Annotated in this window: 18 protein-coding genes; 6 read left to right on the top strand and 12 right to left on the bottom strand. The window is 66.3% G+C overall.

Features of this window, described 5'->3' with window-relative positions:
• From ureE to ureG, 3 genes are read left to right on the top strand one after another with little or no spacing between them, the layout of a single operon-like run.
• The gene (ureE, locus tag M1D55_RS19895) at window positions 1-672 is read left to right on the top strand and encodes an urease accessory protein UreE (RefSeq protein ID WP_456281661.1); all 672 of its coding nucleotides are present in this window, start codon (window positions 1-3) and stop codon (window positions 670-672) included.
• A 15-nt stretch (window positions 673-687) separates the two neighbouring features.
• Window positions 688-1380 (top strand): urease accessory protein UreF, encoded by a 693-nt coding sequence (locus tag M1D55_RS19890; protein ID WP_456281660.1) that lies wholly within the window; start codon window positions 688-690, stop codon window positions 1378-1380.
• A gap of 32 nt (window positions 1381-1412) precedes the next feature.
• Window positions 1413-2036, top strand: coding sequence for an urease accessory protein UreG (gene ureG / locus M1D55_RS19885; RefSeq protein WP_006578011.1), 624 nt, complete (start codon window positions 1413-1415; stop codon window positions 2034-2036).
• A gap of 17 nt (window positions 2037-2053) precedes the next feature.
• On the opposite strand, the gene M1D55_RS19880 is transcribed toward ureG, so the two are convergent.
• The 3 genes from M1D55_RS19880 to M1D55_RS19870 all read right to left on the bottom strand — a co-directional run bounded on the left by M1D55_RS19880 (window position 2054) and on the right by M1D55_RS19870 (window position 4986).
• Window positions 2054-2446 (bottom strand): helix-turn-helix domain-containing protein, encoded by a 393-nt coding sequence (locus M1D55_RS19880; protein ID WP_023263593.1) that lies wholly within the window; start codon window positions 2444-2446, stop codon window positions 2054-2056.
• Between the two features lie 391 nt (window positions 2447-2837).
• Complete coding sequence (locus M1D55_RS19875) at window positions 2838-3530, bottom strand: glutathione binding-like protein (protein ID WP_456281659.1); 693 nt, start codon at window positions 3528-3530, stop codon at window positions 2838-2840.
• 193 nt (window positions 3531-3723) lie between these two features.
• A complete protein-coding gene (locus M1D55_RS19870) occupies window positions 3724-4986 on the bottom strand; it encodes an acyl-CoA dehydrogenase family protein (protein WP_064573137.1) in 1263 nt (420 codons plus the stop codon).
• Window positions 4987-5178: 192 nt separating this feature from the next.
• Here M1D55_RS19870 and M1D55_RS19865 point away from each other — a divergent pair, with 192 nt between their 5' ends.
• A complete protein-coding gene (locus M1D55_RS19865; protein ID WP_023263592.1) occupies window positions 5179-6111 on the top strand; it encodes a LysR family transcriptional regulator in 933 nt (310 codons plus the stop codon).
• A gap of 71 nt (window positions 6112-6182) precedes the next feature.
• On the opposite strand, the gene M1D55_RS19860 is transcribed toward M1D55_RS19865, so the two are convergent.
• From M1D55_RS19860 to M1D55_RS19830, 7 genes are all read right to left on the bottom strand, one after another.
• Window positions 6183-7967 (bottom strand): hypothetical protein, encoded by a 1785-nt coding sequence (locus M1D55_RS19860; protein WP_456281658.1) that lies wholly within the window; start codon window positions 7965-7967, stop codon window positions 6183-6185.
• A 194-nt stretch (window positions 7968-8161) separates the two neighbouring features.
• Window positions 8162-9085, bottom strand: coding sequence for an NAD-dependent protein deacetylase (locus M1D55_RS19855; RefSeq protein ID WP_456281657.1), 924 nt, complete (start codon window positions 9083-9085; stop codon window positions 8162-8164).
• The gene (locus tag M1D55_RS19850; protein ID WP_456281656.1) at window positions 9082-9276 is read right to left on the bottom strand and encodes an oxidoreductase-like domain-containing protein; all 195 of its coding nucleotides are present in this window, start codon (window positions 9274-9276) and stop codon (window positions 9082-9084) included. The genes M1D55_RS19855 and M1D55_RS19850 overlap by 4 nt, the downstream gene beginning before the upstream one ends.
• A 94-nt stretch (window positions 9277-9370) precedes the next feature.
• Window positions 9371-10357, bottom strand: a complete 987-nt coding sequence (locus M1D55_RS19845) for a Bug family tripartite tricarboxylate transporter substrate binding protein (RefSeq protein ID WP_456281655.1) — start codon at window positions 10355-10357, stop codon at window positions 9371-9373.
• 262 nt (window positions 10358-10619) lie between these two features.
• The gene (locus M1D55_RS19840; protein ID WP_456281654.1) at window positions 10620-11705 is read right to left on the bottom strand and encodes a phosphotransferase; all 1086 of its coding nucleotides are present in this window, start codon (window positions 11703-11705) and stop codon (window positions 10620-10622) included.
• A 39-nt stretch (window positions 11706-11744) separates the two neighbouring features.
• Entirely contained in the window at window positions 11745-12524 is a 780-nt protein-coding gene (locus tag M1D55_RS19835) for an oxepin-CoA hydrolase, alternative type (RefSeq protein ID WP_006578002.1), read from the bottom strand.
• Window positions 12525-12584: 60 nt separating this feature from the next.
• Window positions 12585-14108 carry a 3-hydroxyacyl-CoA dehydrogenase gene (locus tag M1D55_RS19830; RefSeq protein ID WP_456281653.1) on the bottom strand — a complete coding sequence of 508 codons (1524 nt, stop codon included), beginning with the start codon at window positions 14106-14108 and terminating at the stop codon, window positions 12585-12587.
• Between the two features lie 162 nt (window positions 14109-14270).
• Here M1D55_RS19830 and M1D55_RS19825 point away from each other — a divergent pair, with 162 nt between their 5' ends.
• Window positions 14271-14912, top strand: coding sequence for a glutathione S-transferase (locus M1D55_RS19825; RefSeq protein WP_064573146.1), 642 nt, complete (start codon window positions 14271-14273; stop codon window positions 14910-14912).
• Between the two features lie 187 nt (window positions 14913-15099).
• Here the strand turns inward: M1D55_RS19825 and M1D55_RS19820 are convergent, their stop codons facing one another.
• Window positions 15100-16263 (bottom strand): pyridoxal phosphate-dependent aminotransferase, encoded by a 1164-nt coding sequence (locus M1D55_RS19820; protein ID WP_064573147.1) that lies wholly within the window; start codon window positions 16261-16263, stop codon window positions 15100-15102.
• Window positions 16264-16314: 51 nt separating this feature from the next.
• Window positions 16315-16848 carry a putative toxin-antitoxin system toxin component, PIN family gene (locus tag M1D55_RS19815; protein WP_023263588.1) on the bottom strand — a complete coding sequence of 178 codons (534 nt, stop codon included), beginning with the start codon at window positions 16846-16848 and terminating at the stop codon, window positions 16315-16317.
• A 38-nt stretch (window positions 16849-16886) separates the two neighbouring features.
• On the opposite strand from M1D55_RS19815, the gene yaaA reads away from it, so the two are divergent.
• Entirely contained in the window at window positions 16887-17684 is a 798-nt protein-coding gene (yaaA, locus tag M1D55_RS19810) for a peroxide stress protein YaaA (protein WP_006577998.1), read from the top strand.
• Window positions 17685-17715: the final 31 nt, after the last annotated feature.

Here is a 17715-nt window from a genome sequence, read left to right as displayed (position 1 = left end):
ATGCACAAGATCGACAAGCATCTTCCCGCGCCGCACGGCATCGTGCCGGTGCTGGTGCGCCGCGCGCCGAAGCTGGTGCTGCCGTTCGGCGATCGCAGCAAGAGCCGGCTGCGCGCGGTGCTGGACAACGGCGAGGAAGCGGCGATCTTCCTGCCGCGCGGCACGGTGCTGCGCGGCGGCGACCTGCTGGTGACCGTCGACGGCACGTTCGTCGAGGTGCAGGCGGCAGCGGAATCGGTGCTCCAAGTACGGTCCGGCGATCCGCACGCACTGATGCGCGCGGCCTACCACCTCGGCAACCGCCACACCCCGGTGGAGATCGGCCGCGACTATCTGCGGCTGGAATACGACCCGGTGCTGGCCGACATGCTGGTCCGCCTCGGCGTGTACGCCGAACGCGCCGAGCTGCCATTCGAACCCGAAGCCGGCGCCTATGGCGGCGGTCACAAGCACGGCCACGACGCGACCTTCGCCGAAGACTACGCGGCGGCGCAGGCGGTGTTTCATGAGCATCATGGGCACTCGCACTCGCTCTCGCACCCGCACTCGCACCCGCACCCGCACTCGCACTCGCATCCGCATCCGCATCCGCATCCGCATCCGCATCCGCATCCGCATGATCATTCACATGGGGATCAAGGACACCATGTCGGCTGCGATCACCCGCGCTGAGCCGCTCGCGCTGCCATGACCCAACTCCCGCAACTGCTGTCGCTGCTGCATCTGGCCTCGCCGGCGCTGCCGATTGGCGGGTTCAGCTATTCGCAAGGGCTGGAGGCGGCGATCGAATGCGGCATCGTGCTAGATGCCGACAGTGCGCGGCAGTGGATTCGCGACAATTTGCTGCACGTCCAGGCGCATGCCGAAGGTCCGCTGTGGCTGCTGCTGCATCGTGCATGGCGTGCCGATGACCGCGATGCCGCGCGGCACTGGAACGATTGGTTCCACCAAAGCCGGGAAACCGCCGAGTTGCGGCTCGAAACCGAGCAGATGGGATGGTCGCTGGCGCGGCTGGTCGGGCAGATGGAATGGGGCGAGCCGGCGCTGCGCGAAGCGCTGGCGGCGATGTCGCCGGTGTGCCTGCCAACGGCGTTCGCGGCGGCCTGCGTCGCGCTGCAGGTCGACGAGCGCGACGGGCTGGCGGCCTATTGCTTCAACTGGGCCGAGAACCAGATCGCCGCGGCGATCAAGGCGGTGCCGCTGGGGCAGGTCGCCGGCCAGCAGATCCTGCGCGCCATGCATGGCTGCGTGCTCGACGCGGTGGCCGAGGCGGCGCGCCGCGCCGATGCCGAACCGCCCGCGCTGTCGACGCTGTCGCCGATGCTCGGCCTGCTGTCGGCGCGCCACGAAACGCAGTATTCCCGGCTGTTCCGCTCCTGAGCGCAGCCGCATATCGAATCGGAACAGACATCATGACCCGTACCAAGACACTTCCTCCGCTGCGCGTCGGCGTCGGCGGCCCGGTCGGCTCCGGCAAGACCACCTTGCTGGAGATGCTGTGCAAGGCCATGCGCGAGCGCTACGACCTGGTGGCGATCACCAACGACATCTACACCAAGGAGGACCAGCGACTGCTGACGATCTCCGGAGCACTGCCGGCCGAGCGCATCATGGGCGTGGAAACCGGCGGCTGCCCGCATACCGCGATCCGCGAGGACGCATCGATCAACCTGGAGGCGGTCGACCGCATGCTGGCGCGCTTTCCCGATGCGGACGTGGTGTTCATCGAATCCGGTGGCGACAATCTGGCGGCGACATTCAGCCCCGAGCTGTCCGATCTGACGATCTACGTGATCGATGTCGCCGGCGGCGAGAAGATTCCGCGCAAGGGCGGACCGGGCATTACCAAGTCGGATCTGCTGGTGATCAACAAGACCGACCTCGCGCCGTACGTCGGCGCCAATCTTGACGTGATGGAAAGCGACGCGCGCAAGATGCGCGGGGAACGGCCTTTCGTGATGGGGAGCGTCAAGTCGGGGCAGGGTCTTGACGCGGTGATCCGCTTTATCGAGCGGCAGGGCATGCTGGCGATGTAGCGCGGCGGCGGATGCCGTCAGGCGGCATTTTGTCCGGCGGCGCGCTTGCGGGCGAGAGCACGTGCCACCGAGGCAACGAGATCCTGGTCGTCATTATCGAGCCTTGCCATATAACGCCGCGCATTGCGTTGCGCGGTAGTTTCTTCCGCACCGAACGGCGTGCGTAATTCCTCGACGGTCAATACCGAGTTGTCGCCATCAAACTTCAACATTTCGCCGGGAGGAACGCCGAGGGTATCGGCCAGCGTGCAGATGTTGATCAGCGCCACGTTGCGCAGCCCGCGCTCGATGCCGCTGAGGTAGGAGCGCGCCATTCCGCTTTCGAGCGCGAGTTTTTCCTGCGACCAGCCCCTTTGTTTGCGCAGGGCCGTCAGTCTTTGGCCAAATAGCTTGAGAGGATCGCCGATCATGGTAAGGGGGAGAGAGGAATTTGAAGGAAGTTAAGGGATTCGCCTGATCGACTCGACATCCTAGAGTCCGTCGCACAATCGGTGTCAGACAACATAACCTTCGATATAAACACTATAGATTGCGTAAAGTGTTGAAAATCTGCGCCGGCATCGGGAAATCAAAAGCGCGTAACGCTTTTTTCTCATGTTCGGAGGTGAATGTCATACAGGTATTCACCTGAATCGATCTCTCAATAATCTAAAGAACAGCGCGTTTTAGTTAAGGAATGGGGCGACGGCGACCCGCGACGGATCCGCTGGCGCGAGCCGCGCCCCGCACACAAGCGCTCGTCCAATGAAAAAACCCCCAGCGTTCGCTGGGGGTCTTCGGTGCCGGAGGGCGGCTTTCGGCTCAGCGGCGGGCGTATTGCGTCGCGCCGAACAGGATCTCGCGTTCCTTGTCGGTATGCAGCGGCTTGCGTTCGCGTGCCAGTACCTCGACGCCGCGCTTGACCGCCGGGCGTTCAGCGATCGTATTGAACCAGCGCTTCAGGTGCGGATAGTCGTCCAGTTCGATGCCCTGGTTCTGCCAGCTGCGCAGCCACGGGAAGGTCGCGATATCGGCGATCGTATATTCGTCGCCAGCCAGCCAGGGGCGATTCGACAACTGCTTGTCGATCACGCCATAGAGGCGGCGCGCTTCATTGGTATAGCGGTTGATCGCATATTCGATTTTCTCTGGCGCATAGATGCGGAAATGATGCGCCTGGCCCAGCATCGGTCCCACGCCGCCCATCTGGAACATCAGCCATTGCAGCGTTTCGTATTTGCCGCGCACGTCCTCGGGCAGAAACTTGCCGGTCTTGCCGGCCAGATACACCAGGATCGCGCCCGACTCGAACAACGAAATCGGTTTGCTGTCCGGCCCTTCGCTGTCGACGATCGCCGGGATCTTGTTATTCGGGCTGATCTTCAGAAATTCCTCGCCGAACTGGTCGCCGGCTCCGATATTGATGGGGTGCACCTGGTAGGGCAGGCCGCACTCTTCCAGCATGATATGAACCTTGTGGCCATTGGGCGTGGCCCAGCTGTAGACATCGATCATCGAGGAAGCTCCTGGACGGGAGAAGGGCGCCGCAGACTCGGCAGCGCAGCGCCGGTTGAATGGACCGACGCATTTAATCACAGAAGAAAAAAACGCGCAGACAGGCTGCGCGTGGATGGCTTGCTGCCGGCGCAGCCGCCCTGGAATCGTGCGGCCGGATGGCCGCGGGGTGTTTTTTATCGTGACGACGGCATCAGCCGCCGCGCGTGACCGGCATCTGGATCTCGTCCGGATTCAGGCTCATGTGCTTGGCCAGTTCCAGCTTGGCGATCGCGTTGCGGTGCACCTCGTCCGGACCGTCGGCCAGACGCAGCGTGCGCTGGTGCGCCCACCACGAGGCCAGCGGGAAGTCTTCCGACACGCCGGCGGCGCCGTGTACCTGGATCGCCCAGTCGATGACCTTCAGCGCGACATTGGGCGCGACGACCTTGATCATCGCGATCTCGGCCTTGGCGACCTTGTTGCCGACCGTGTCCATCATGTACGCGGCCTTCAGCGTCAGCAGGCGCGCCATCTCGATCTCGCAGCGGGCCTCGGCGATGCGCTCCTGCGTGACGCCATGGCGGGCGATCTGCTTGCCGAACGCGACCCGCTCCAGGCTGCGCTTGCACATCAGTTCCAGCGCGCGCTCGGCCACGCCGATGCTGCGCATGCAGTGGTGGATGCGGCCCGGGCCGAGGCGGCCCTGCGCGATCTCGAAGCCGCGGCCCTCACCCAGCAGGATATTGTCCGCCGGCACGCGCACGTTCTTCAGCTCGATCTCCATGTGGCCGTGCGGCGCGTCGTCATAACCGAACACCGGCAGATGGCGCTTGACGGTGATGCCCGGCGTGTCGGCCGGCACCACGATCATCGACTGCTGCTCGTGGCGGCCCGCATCGGGATTGGTCTTGCCCATCACGATATAGACCTTGCAGCGCGGGTCGCCGGCGCCCGACGACCACCACTTGGTGCCGTTGATCACGTAGTGGTCGCCATCGCGCTCGATGCTGCAGCGGATATTGGTCGCGTCGGAGGACGCCACGTCCGGTTCGGTCATCAGGAAGGCGGAGCGGATCTCGCCGCGCAGCAGCGGCTCCAGCCACTTGTCCTTCAGTTCCTCGGAGGCGTAGCGCTCCAGCGTCTCCATGTTGCCGGTGTCGGGCGCCGCGCAGTTGAATACCTCGGGCGACCAGGGCACGCGGCCCATGATCTCGCACAGCGTCGCGTATTCGAGGTTCGACAGTCCTTCGGGCGCGCGCTTCGAACGCGGCAGGAACAGGTTCCACAGGCCGGCCTCGCGCGCCAGCGGCTTCAGTTCCTCGATCAGCTGGCTCGGCACCCAGGCGTTGCCGGCCTTGCGGTTGGCCTGGATCTCGGCGTGGAAGCGCTTCTCGTTCGGATAGATGTGCTGGTCGAAGAAGGCCAGCAACCTGGCGCGCATTTCCTTGACCTTGGGCGAGTATTCGAAATCCATGGTGTCTCCTCACAACCCCTGCGATTTGGCCCCGCCGGGGCTGCCGGACCGCGTGAGGGCGGAGCGGCAGGCGGCGGGCGGGCGCGATATACGCCGACTGAGGCCACTCTATCCGAATCGATGAAATATGAAAAATGAATTTTCTGGATTCGATGGTATCAATCTGCTGCATTCCATGACACAATCGCCGCCATGCAGCTCTCCCGCATCGACCTGAACCTGTTCGTCGTGTTTGACGCCATCTATACCGAAGGCAGCATCACGGCGGCCGCCCGGCAGCTGAACCTGACGCAGCCGGCGGTCAGCCATGCGCTCGGGCGATTGCGCACGCTGTTCGACGACCCGCTGTTCGAGCGGCGCGGGCAGGGCATGGCGCCGACCCCGCTGGCCCGCTCGCTGGCCGGGGAGGTACGCACCGCGCTGCAGTCGTTCGCGCGGACGCTGCAGGACACGCCGCATTTCGATCCGGCGGCGACGGTGCGGCGCTTCACCATCGGCATGCGCGATGCGCTGGAATCGACGCTGCTGCCGCCGCTGATGTCGCGCGTCGCCGCGGTGGCGCCACACGTCGACATCGCCGCGGTCCGCTTCGACCGCCGCGAGATGGAATCGGAGTTGCTGGCCGGCACGCTCGATGCCGCGATCGATATCCTGCTGCCGGTCTCGCCGGCGATCCACCACGCGCAGTTCATGGCCGACCCGATGGTGGTGCTGGCCCGGCGCGACCATCCCTTGGTGAAGAAGGAATTGACGCTGGAGCGCTATCTGGCCGCCGAGCACGTGCACGTGTCGTCCCGGCGGCGGGGGGCGGGGCTGGAGGACCAGGCGCTGCACCGGATGGGCATGACGCGGCGGGTGCGGCTGCGCTGCCAGCACTACGCGGCCGCGTGCCGCATCGTCAGTTGCACCGACCTGCTGGCGACGCTGCCGCTTCGCTATGCGCGCATCGCCAACGAGGCGTATGGCAACCGCCTGCTGACGCTGCCGTTCAAGGTGCCGTCATTGGAGCTGCACTTGTATTGGCATGCTGGTGGCGAGAATGACGGCGCGAATCGGTGGTTGCGGGAGCAGTTGGGGGCGGTGATCGGAGAGTTGGGCACGGGTATGGCGGACGTCGCGAGCTGACGAGCGTCCGCCATTGCCGCCGGGCGGCGGCCATCTGGCGCAAGGCGGCAAGAAGCGGTTCACCCGGCCTGCTATGCGTCATCCGTGGACGTCGTCGTGCCTGTCGTGGCGGTTGTCGCCGATGTAGCGGATGTGCCGGTCGTAGCCGGTGCCTCGGTTGTAGCCGGTGCCTCGGTCGTAGCCGGTGCCTCGGTTGTAGCCGGTGCCTCGGTCGTAGCCCGAGCCTCGGTCGTAATCGGAGCCACCGGTGTAGCCTGTATCGCGGCTGTGCGCGTCGTGGTTGACGTATTGGCGCCAGGCGCCGCGGGTCTCGTGCTTCTTTGGTTCGAGATTGACTGTGCCCGGTTCCTGACGATTCCGTTGGGGATGGGGCCGCCGTCCAGGCTATGCGGCATGGAGACGAGCGGGCTTCGCGTCGCCATCAGCGCGGTATGCGTCTTCATGAATTTCGCGTTCAACTCTTCGAGTTCCCCAGTCAGCTGCAATCGCTCTTCCTGCAGGGCCGCAAGTTGCACCCTCAGCTTCTCCGTTTCCGAGCGCAATCCATCGCGTTCGGTATCCGCCTGCTGCCGTGCGCTCCGTTCAGCCTCCAAGGTTTGTTGGAACTCTTGCAGCTGGGATTGAAGCGCCTCGACGGTCGGGCCGATCGGCGGCACCTCATCGGGCGGCGGCGGAACATCGAGCGGGCGCGCCGGCACTTCCTGCGGCGGCTGGCCGGCAATCTCGTTTGCTGCTGGATCGTTGAGCCCACGCTGGAACGCCCAATGGTCCAGGCGTTCGACCATGTTGGCCTTGACTCTCAATTCGGGTGCCCGGTGAGCCAACAGGACTTTCAGCGGAGCCACTTCGTTGGCGTCAACCTGCGCCGCGGCCATGGCGCGAGTCAGGTGCCGCGTCGCGTTTGGCCGGTGCGTCAGCCGTTTTGCGGTGATGTGGGTGCACGCGGCGAGATGGTGTCCCAGACGCCTGTCATGTCCCCGGCCGATCCAGTCTCTGTCGCCCAGATCGGCCGGCATGCAGGCGAGCCCATGGCCACGGAAGTTTTCCCCGACACACACCTTGATCTGCACGCCCCGGAACAGGCGACCGAGCAGCGGAAGGCTGGCCAGCGCGTTGAGAAGGGCCTGACCCAGCGTGGTCTTCCGTTCCTTGAGCTTGCTGGCGATTTCAGGGACAGGGCTGTTGGCGTGCAGATAAACGAAGGTCGGCTGCAATTCCTGCTGACCGCCTTTTCGCTTCAGCGGGATCCGCATCCGCACGTCCGCCTTCATCACGGGTTCAAGACCGGTCATGGCGTGCCACTTCGCACCGGCGGTGAACTCTTTCCAGGTGGCGCTGATATGGCACTCAAGGCTTTTCCCATCCTTGGCCAGCATGACATTCATTCCCAGCTGCGCCGCGTCGTGCAGGCGGATGTCGCCGCCCGTGGTGCCCAGGTTCAGCGTCGCTTTCATCGCGTCTTCGGTTGCCTCCCAGAACGCTGGGCTGGCAATCAGGCCCGCTGCTTCATAAAACGCCAGATCGCGAACCTCGACGTCTGAATGATTCTCGAAGGCGCGGGGCAGGGCTTCCGCGATGCCCGTCAGAATGACTGCGCCCTCCCGGTCATTGCTATTGCCCACCATCTCCGCCAGCGGCAGGGGGGTTCCATTGACCGACAGCTTGATTCGCTTTTCCTGGAGCAGCAACCGTTCGGCGTTCTCGATAAAGGCGGGAAGCTGTTCGGCGGTCAGCTCCGGGAAATGCAGTTGCGATTCGAACAAGGGTTTGGCGGCATAGGCCTGCTGGGTCGGCATCGAAGTCAGGTAGGAGACGGGCATGGTAATTCCCTCGGGCAGGATGGATTCGACGTCCATGGCCGGCATGGCATCCAAGGCGCGCGGACGGTTCGTACGTCGAGGACGGGGCGCTGTCGCGACGAACATTCGCTGTCGACCCCGCGCCACAACCAACGACGCGTCACATGCTGCTACCGAATTGGTATCTCAACTGTCGATGGTTTACGGCCGTTTCCGATTTGCGACTTATTCGTATCGAATTGGCAGCGAAGTCAGGCGGCGATGTTGCGCAGCGCGGCGTCGAGGCGCGTCAGCGTGGCGCCGCAGGGCGCGGCGATCTTCATCGTCAGAAGGGGGTCGGCGCGGGTGCGGCCGAGATTGATGGCAACCACCGGCTTGCCGGCCTGCGCGGCGGCGACGCAGAAGCGGTATCCGGAAAAGACCATCAGCGAGGAGCCGACGACCAGCAGCGCATCGGCGCGCTGCAATGCCTCGTGGACCGCGGCCACGCGATCGCGCGGCACCGAGTCGCCGAAGAACACCACATCGGGTTTGATGACGCCGGCGCAGCGGCGGCAGTGCGGCACCGTGAAGCCGTGCAGATCGTCGGGCTCGAGATGCGCGTCGCCGTCGGCCGACGGCACGGCGGACAGGCCAGCGATGGCGGGGTTCGCCGCTTCGAGTTCGCGCTGGATTTCGGCGCGCGGATGCCGTTCGCCGCAAGCCAGGCAGACCACCGAGGCGAGGCTGCCGTGCAGCTCGATCACGCCGGTGCTGCCGGCGGCCTGATGCAGGCCGTCGACATTCTGCGTGACCAGTGCCTCGACATGCCCGGCCTGCTGCAGCCGGGCGAGCGCGCGATGCGCGTCGTTGGGCAAGGCGCGCGACATGATCGGCCAGCCCACCATACTGCGCGCCCAATAGCGCTGCCGGCGCGCGTGCGATTCGAGGAACTCGCGGTGCTGGATCGGCGTGCTCGCACGCCAGTTGCCATCGGCGTCGCGGTAGCCGGGGATGCCCGAGTCGGTGCTGATGCCGGCGCCGGTCAGCACCAGCAGCCGCGGGTGGCGGCGCACGAAGTCGATCAGCGCCTCGGCATCGCCATGCGGCGGACCGTCGGTTGCGAGCGAGGAGGCAATCGAGGAGGCAATCGAGGAGGCAATCGGGGCGGCTGCGCCCGGCATCTGGGCGGTCACGACGAGGATGCCTGCTCGGGATGCCGCACCAGCCAGTCCTTCAGCGCCTGCCGGTAGCGCTCCATTTCCTCGTAGTAGAAATCGAAGATGCACGGGCTGCAGCCGCTGCCGCAGCAGGCGTCGTCGTCGGGCCGGTTGGGCGGCAGCGGGCGGGGATCGTCGTGGGCGTCGTGGGGAGTGGGGGCGGACACAGCGAACGGGCGAAAACCTATAGCAACGGCCAGTATACGCTTGACGCCCCGACGCTGCCCGTGACGCCACGGGCCCGCAGGCCTGTGACCGCCGTCAGTCGAGCTTGATGCCGGCCTGCTTGACCACCGCGGCCCAGCGGGTCTTCTCGGTCGCGAAGAACCGATTGGTCTCGGCGGGCGTCATCGTCACCACCTCGGCGCCCTGGCCGGCCAGCTGCGCGCGCACTTCGGGCGAGCGGATGATGCGCACGAGCTCGGCGTTCAGGCGCGTCACGGCGGCGTCCGGCATCCTGGCCGGCGCCATCACGCCCTGCCACGTGCCCGATTCGAAGTTGGCCACGCCCTGTTCGGCGATCGTCGGCAGGTTGCCGACCAGCGGCATGCGCGTGCGCTTGGACACCGCGATCGCCTTCAGCTTGCCGCTCTGCACATGCGGCAGCGTGGCGAGCATGCCGTTCATCAGCACCTGCGCGGTGCCGCCGACCGTATCGGCAATCGCCTGCGCGCCGCCCTTGTACGGCACGTATTGCCATTTGGCGCCGGTGGCCTGCTGCACGGCCACGCCGGCCAGATGCGGGGCGCTGCCGATCGCCGTGACGGCGAAATTCAGCTCGCCGCGCTTGGACATCTCGACCAGGTCCTTGAGCGTATTGGCCTGCACGGACGGGTTGACCACCAGCATGTGCGGCGAGTAGGCCAGCATGCTGACGCCCTTCAGATCCTTGGCCGGGTCGAAGGTCAGCTTGGTGTAGACGGACGGGCTGATCGCCAGCGCGCCGACGTCGCACAGCAGCAGCGTGTGGTTGTCGCCGCCGGACTGCGCCACGAAGGCGGCGCCGACGTTGCCGTTGGCGCCCGGACGGTTGTCGACGACCACCGGCTGGCCCAGCGCCTCGCCCAGCTGCTTGCTGATCAGGCGGGCGATGATGTCCGACGACCCGCCGGCGGGATAGGGCACCACCAGCCGGATCGGCCGGTTCGGCCAGGTATCGGCTGCCAGGGCAGGCGCCACCAGCATGGTAGAGGCAGCGGCGAGGGCGGCGGTGGAGGCGAGCTGGAGGAAGCGGCGGCGTGTTTGCATGATGTCTCCGGAACGGGTTATTTGTCAGTCGTCATACAACAATGGTCGCCATCATAAAAGCCGGAATGCACGCCGTCCAGCGGGAAAGCGGCGAAATTTTGCTGGGTTCAGGGAAATCCCGGGGGTCCAGTAGCCCCGTCTGTTATATGTCATCAGACAATATGGCGCCCGCGCCAGCTTTGCTCCGCACAACAAAAAAGGCCGGCACGGCTTGTCGCCGCGCCGACCCTTGTCAGGCCAGCCTTGGTCGCCGGTGCCGGGCTCAGGCGATCCGCTGCTTCGCCTTCTGCGCGTACTGCCAGCCCATCTCGGCCATCGGCCGGGCACGTTTGCCGGCGTCGACCGCCTGCGCGGACGAAGCGGTGCCGTCGACCACGCGCTTGGCGATCCCCTGCAGGATGCCGGCGATGCGGAACATGCTGAAGGCCAGGTAGAAGTTCCAGTCGCCGGTGATCTGGCGCCCGGTGCGCTGCTCGTACATGCGGCGGTAGGTGGCCTCGTCCGGAATGCCGAGCGCGGCGTAGTCGAGCCCGGCGATGCCGCGGAACTGGCCCGGCGCGATATGCCAGCTCATGCAGTGGTAGCCGAAGTCGGCCATCGGATGGCCCAGCGTCGACAGTTCCCAGTCCAGCACCGCGAGCACGCGCGGCTCGGTGGGGTGGAACATCAGGTTGTCGAGCCGGTAGTCGCCGTGGACGATGCTGGTCAGGTCCTGGTCTTCCTCGGGGATATGGTGCGGCAGCCAGTCCATCAGCGCGTCCATCGCGTCGATCTTCTCGGTCTCGGACAGCTTGTACTGCTTGGTCCAGCGCTCGATCTGGCGCGCGAAGTAGTTGCCGGGCTTGCCGTAGTCGCCCAGGCCGATGGCCTGGTAGTCGACGGTATGCATCGCGGCGATGACGCGGTTCATCTCGTCGTAGATCGCGGCGCGTTCGCTGGTGCTCATGCCCGGCAGCGACTGGTCCCACAGCACGCGGCCGTTGACGTATTCCATGATGTAGAAGGCGCGGCCGATCACGGCCTCGTCCTCGCACAGCGCGTACATCCGCGCGACCGGCACGTCGGTATTCGCCAGCGCCGCCATCACGCGGTACTCGCGCTCGATTGCGTGCGCCGACGGCAGCAGCTTCGACTTCGGGCCCGGCTTGGCGCGCATCACGTAGGTGCGGCCCGGGGTGATCAGCTTGAAGGTCGGATTGGACTGGCCGCCCTTGAACTGCTCGACGGTCAGCGGGCCGGCGAAATCCTCGACATGGTCGCGCAGCCAGGCCTCGAGCGCGGCGGTATCGAAGCGCTGCTGGTCGGCGACCGGGCGCGTGCCCTCGAACTGGGAAAGATTGCTGCTCATGCTGTCTCCGGTATCTTTTTTATCGGGATCGGTGCGGCTTCAACGATAGGTCGGCTTGCGCTTCTCCAGGAAGGCGCTGATGCCTTCGCCGCCGTCGGGGTGATGCAGCGCGGCGACGAAGTTCTCGCGCTCCTGCGCCAGATGCGCGTTCAGCGACAGCGTGCCGGCCTGGTTGATCAGGCCCTTGATGCGGCCCATTGCATGCGAGGACTGCGCCGCCAGCGACTGGCCCAGGCGCAGCGCTTCGCCGAGCGCCTCGCCCGGCTCGGTCACGCGATTGACCAGGCCGAACTGCGCGAGCCGCTGCGCGTCGACGGTCTTGCCCTCGATCAGCAGCTCGGAGGCCAGCTGGCGCGGCAGCGCGCGCGCCAGCTCGTAGGAGCCGCCGCCGTCCGGCGTCAGGCCGACCTTGACGTAGGCCATCACGAACTTGGCATTGCTGGCCGCCACCACGAAATCGCAGGCCAGCACCAGCGAGAAGCCCGCGCCCGCGGCCGCGCCCTCGACGGCCGCGATGATCGGCTTCGGAAACGCGTGCAGGCTTTCGATCCAGGCGTGCAGCATCGTGATGCTGTCGGCCTGCACCTGCGGCGGCTGCGCGCGGTTGCCCAGCAGCCGGTTCAGGTTGCCGCCGGCGCAGAACATGCCGTCGGCGCCGGTCAGCACCACCGAACGGATGCTGCTGTCCTGCTCGGCCGCCTGCAGGGCTTCTTTCGTTGCGAGATAGATCTCCGGGCCGAGCGCATTGCGCATTTCCGGATTCGAGATGGTCAGCACCAGCGTCGCATCGACGCGTTCGGACAGCAGTTGGGCAGGCATGGCGGCTCGGCTCGGTGGCGTGGTGGATGGAAGAAAGTCCGGGGAGGGCGGCCTGAAGCGTCAGGCTTCCTCGGTCAGCAGCGACAGGCCCAGACTGGCACGGCGCCACAGCCACGGGCTCGGACGGTAGCGCATGTCGCCGGTCAGCCGCTCCATATTGCGCAGCACCTCGAGCACCAGCTGCGGGCCGATCGCATCGCCCAGCGCCAGCGGGCCCTTCGGATAGCCGAGACCCAGGTTGACGGCGAGGTCGATGTCCGACGGCGTCGCGATGCGCTGCTGCGCGATATCGGAGGCGATATTGACGATGCACGAGACGATGCGCTGGGCGATGAAGCCGGCCGAGTCGCGGATCACCGTGACCGGCACGCCGTCGCTGGCGAACAGGCCGTGCGCGGCGTCGCGCATCGCCGCGCTGGTGGCGGGCGTCGTCATCAGCGTGCGGCGCTTGGTGGCCTCGAACGGCAGCAGCGTGTCGATGGCGACCACGCGGCTCGCGTCCAGGCCCTGCTGCAGCGCGCAGGTGGTGGCGTCCAGACCCAGCGGCGTGACCACGATCAGCGCATCGGCCGACGGGGCGTTGCCGCCCTCGGGCGTGGCGCCCATCGCGGTCAGCAGCTTGACGACCATCGCATGGCCGCGCTCGCTGTCGCGGCTGACCCAGACGCTGACCGGCCGGGCGCTCGGCACCGGCGCGGTGGCGGGGACCTGCTTCTGGCCATCGGCGTAGCGGTAGAAGCCCGCGCCGGTCTTGCGGCCCAGCAGCCCGCCGACCTGGCGGATCGCCGTGATCGGCGACGGGCGGTAGCGCGGCTCCTGGTAGAACTGGTTGTAGATCGACTCCATCACCGGGTGCGACACGTCGAGACCGGTCAGGTCCATCAGTTCGAACGGGCCCATGCGGAAGCCCGCCTGCTCGCGCATGATCGCGTCGATGTCGGCGAACTCGGCCACGCCTTCCTGCGCGGCCTTCAGCCCCTCGATGTTCATGCCGCGGCCGGCATGGTTGACGATGAAGCCGGGCATGTCCTTGCAGCGCACCGGCGTATGGCCCATGCGGCGCGACAGCGCCATCAGCGCATCGCCGACCGCCGGATCGCCCGACAGGCCGTCGATCACCTCGACCACCTTCATCAGCGGCACCGGGTTGAAGAAGTGATAGCCGACGACGCGGCCCGGATGCCTGGCGCCGACCGCGATCGCGGTGATCGACAGCGACGACGTGTTCGACGCGATTACCGCGTTCTCACGGACGATCGCTTCGAGCTTGGCAACCAGATCCCGCTTCACGTCGAGCCGCTCGACGATGGCCTCGAGCACCATGTCGCAATCGGCCATCTCCTCGAGCGCACCACACGGCTGCACGCGCGCCAGCGTGGCGGCGGCATCGTCGCTGCTGATCTTGCCCTTGTCGGCCAGCTTGGCCAGCGTGTCCTGCAGATACTGCCGGGCGGCGGCCACGGCCTGGGGATTGGTGTCGAACAGGCGGACGGTCAGGCCGGCCTGCGCCGCGATCTGGGCAATACCCCGGCCCATTGCGCCGGTGCCTACGATGCCGAGGGTGTCGATAGTCAAAGTGCTCATCGTGCTTCCAAAAAGTTGTGGTTAAATTAGCACGCTCGTGCGGTTTTTGCACTCGTTGCGTGAGCACTGCCGCGCAGGCGCGTGCGCTGATCGGCCAGACAAGCCGGGGCACGGCCACCGATCCCGTCCGGGAGAACGCAGCACAACAAAGGAGACATACCGATGCTGAAGCTCTGCGGCTTTGCCGCCAGCAACTACTACAACAAGGTCAAGCTGGCGCTGCTGGAAAAGAATGTGCCGTTCGAGGAGGTGCTGGCCTGGATCGGCGAGACGGACCTGAACGCCTCGCCGCTGGGCAAGGTGCCGTACATCATCGCCGATGGCGGCACGCTGTGCGAATCGGAGGTGATCGCCGAATACCTGGAGGCCGCGTATCCGCAGACCCCGCTGCTGCCGGCCGATCCGCTGGCCGCCGGCAAGGTGCGCGAGCTGGTCACCTACATGGAACTGTATCTGGAACTGACCGTGCGGGAGCTCTATCCCGAGGCGTTTTTCGGCGGCAAGGTCAGCGACGGGGTCAAGGAGCGCCAGCAGAAGCTGCTGACCCGCTACATTCCCGCCTTCGCCAAACTGGCGAAGTTCTCGCCGTATGTGGCCGGCGACAGCTTCACGCTGGCGGACTGCGCCGCGGTGGTCCATCTGCCGCTGGTGTCGGCGTGCACCAAGATCATTTACGGCACGGACATGCTGGCCGACCTGCCGGTCAAGGACTATCTGAAGCGGATGAGCGAGCGGCCGGCGGTGCAGAAGGTCAATGCGGACCGCAAGGCCAATACCGAGTTGATGCTGAGCCGGAACAAGTAAGGCGGCAGGGCGCTTCGAAACCACCCCCTCTGCCCAACCCTCTCCCCCTGATGGGGAGAAGGGGAACACCTCCGGCGGGCGAGTGCTTGCGCTGCTCGTCGTCACCGTACCGGTTTTCTCGGCTCTCCCGCTTGCGGGAGAGGAGAGGGTAACGGGCGGCCGCCTCGCGCCGCCCGCGCGCGCTATCTCACAGCTTGCGCAACCTCTCCAGCGCAAGCGCCAGCGTCTCTTCCCGCTTGGCGAAACAGAATCGCACCACGCCCGATTCGCGTGGCTGCGAATAGAACGCCGACACCGGAATCGCCGCGACGCCGATCTCGCGTGTCAGCCACATCGCGAAGTCCGCCTCGCTCATCTCCGAGATCGCCGAATAGTCGACGCACTGGAAATACGTGCCGTCCGACGGCAGCAGCTTGAAGCGCGTATCGGCCAGCCCCGCGCGGAAGTAATCGCGCTTGGCCTGGTAGAAGGCCGGCAATTCGAGATAGGGCGCGGGGTCCGCCATGTAGTCGGCCAGGCCGTGCTGCACCGGCGTATTGACGGTGAACACATTGAACTGGTGGACCTTGCGGAATTCGGCCATCAACGCGGCTGGCGCGGCGACATAGCCGACCTTCCAGCCGGTCACATGGTAGGTCTTGCCGAAGCTCGACACGACGAAGCTGCGCCGCGCCAGTTCCGGATGCCGCGCCACCGATTGATGCGACTGGCCGTCGTAGACCATGTGCTCGTAGACCTCGTCCGACAGCAGCAGGATATCGGTGCCCGCCAGCAGCTCCGCCAGCTGGCGCATGTCTTCCTCGCGCCAGATCGTGCCGGTCGGGTTGTGCGGCGTGTTGATCAGGATCATGCGCGTGCGCGGCGTGATCGCGGCCGCGAGGCGGTCGAACGGAATGCGGAAGTGCGGCGCGTCGAGCGTGACCGGCACCGGCTTGCCGCCGGCCAGTTCGATCGCCGGCAGATAGCTGTCGTAGCACGGCTCCAGCACGATCACTTCGTCGCCCGGATGGACCGCGCACAGGATCGCGGTCAGCAGCGCCTGTGTCGCGCCGGCGGTCACCGTGATTTCGCTGTCGGCGTCGTAGGCGCGGCCATAGAGCTTGCCGATCTTGTCCGCGATGGCCTGGCGCAGCTTCGGCACGCCCGCCATCGGCGGGTACTGGTTCAGGCCCGCCTGCATCGCGCGCGTGACCGCGTCGACGATCTTCGGGTCGCAATCGAAGTCCGGAAAGCCCTGGCCCAGATTGACCGCATTCTTCTCGGCGGCGAGCGCCGACATCACGGTGAAGATGGTGGTGCCCACGTTGGGCAGGCGGGACGGGGGAGGGCTGAGCGGGGCGTCGGCGGACATGGCGTCAAGGATCAATCGTCAATCGGTTGCAGGTGTAAAGCCGGGGCGATTCTAGCGCGCCCGCGCGGCCAGCCACGGCGCGAAGGCCTGCGGCGTCAGCACCGCGACGCCGCTGCTGCGGCGCAGCCGGCCCGCGAGCTTGAGCACCGCCTTGTCCTTCGACACCAGGCAATCGGCGCCGGCGAAGTGCGCCAGCTCGATGAATTTCTGATCGTCGCCGTCGCGGCAGCGCGGCAGCCGGATCGCCTCGGCCTGCGCCGGGCAGGGCGGTGCGACCGCGGTGGTCAGCCGGTCCACGGTGGCCAGCGCCTCGTCGATATCGACCTCGAAGCGGGCGAACTGCGGGTAGGCCAGCACGCGGCGCAATTCCTCGCGGCAATCGGCGCGGATCAGCGGCGCGATCGCGCCATCCTGCAGCGCGCTGCGGATCGGCTCGGCATGCCGATCGCGGAAGACCAGCAGGTCGATCCAGACGTTGGAGTCCAGTACCACGCGGGGGGCGGAAACGGCGGGCGGCGGCGATGCGCCATCGGCAAAGGATTCGGTGCCGGAAGCGGTGTCCGGCCCGGTAGAGGGGTTGAGCATTCGTTACAATCTGGACTTTGTTTCTGCCGCATTCTGCCATGTTGATCGTTCTGTCGCCCGCCAAGTCGCTGGACTACGAGACGCCGCCGCGCGTCCGGCCCCCGCTCAATGCCAGCCACCTGCCGCGGCTGATCCCGCGTTCGGCGCAGCTGATCGAGCGTCTGCGCGCGCTGGCGCCGCAGGAAATCGGCACGCTGATGGATATCTCGGACAAGCTGGCGGTGCTGAACGCGACCCGCTATGCCGACTGGTCGCCCAAATTCACCGCGCGCAACAGCAAGCCCGCGGCGCTGGCCTTCAATGGCGATGTGTACGAGGGACTCGACGCGCCGAGCCTGTCGGACGACGACCTCGCCTTCGCGCAACGCCATCTGCGCATCCTGTCGGGCCTGTACGGCGTGCTGCGGCCGCTGGACTGGATGCAGCCGTATCGCCTCGAGATGGGCACGCGGCTGGCCAACGACGCGGGCAAGGATCTGTATGCGTTCTGGGGCGACGACGTGACGCAGCTGCTGAACAAGGATCTTGCCGCGCTGAAGGGCGAGGGCGCGCCGACGCTGGTCAATCTCGCTTCCGAGGAATACTTCAAGGTCGTCCGGCCCAAGGTGCTGGACGCGCGCGTGATCACGCCGGTGTTCGAGGACTGGAAGGGCGGCCGCTACAAGATCATCTCGTTCCACGCCAAGCGCGCGCGCGGCACGATGGCGCGCTTCGCGGTGACCCGGCGCATCACCGATGCGGCCGGCCTGAAGAAATTCGCGGAGGACGGCTACGCCTACGACGCGAAGGCGTCCGACGCGACGCGCTGGGTGTTCCGCCGCCGGCTGGAAGACTGACGACGCGTGCGCCCGGTGCGTCGGGGCGATG

The organism is Cupriavidus sp. JZ107, assembly GCF_053903255.1.
This window is presented reverse-complemented; position numbering and strand designations above follow the sequence as displayed.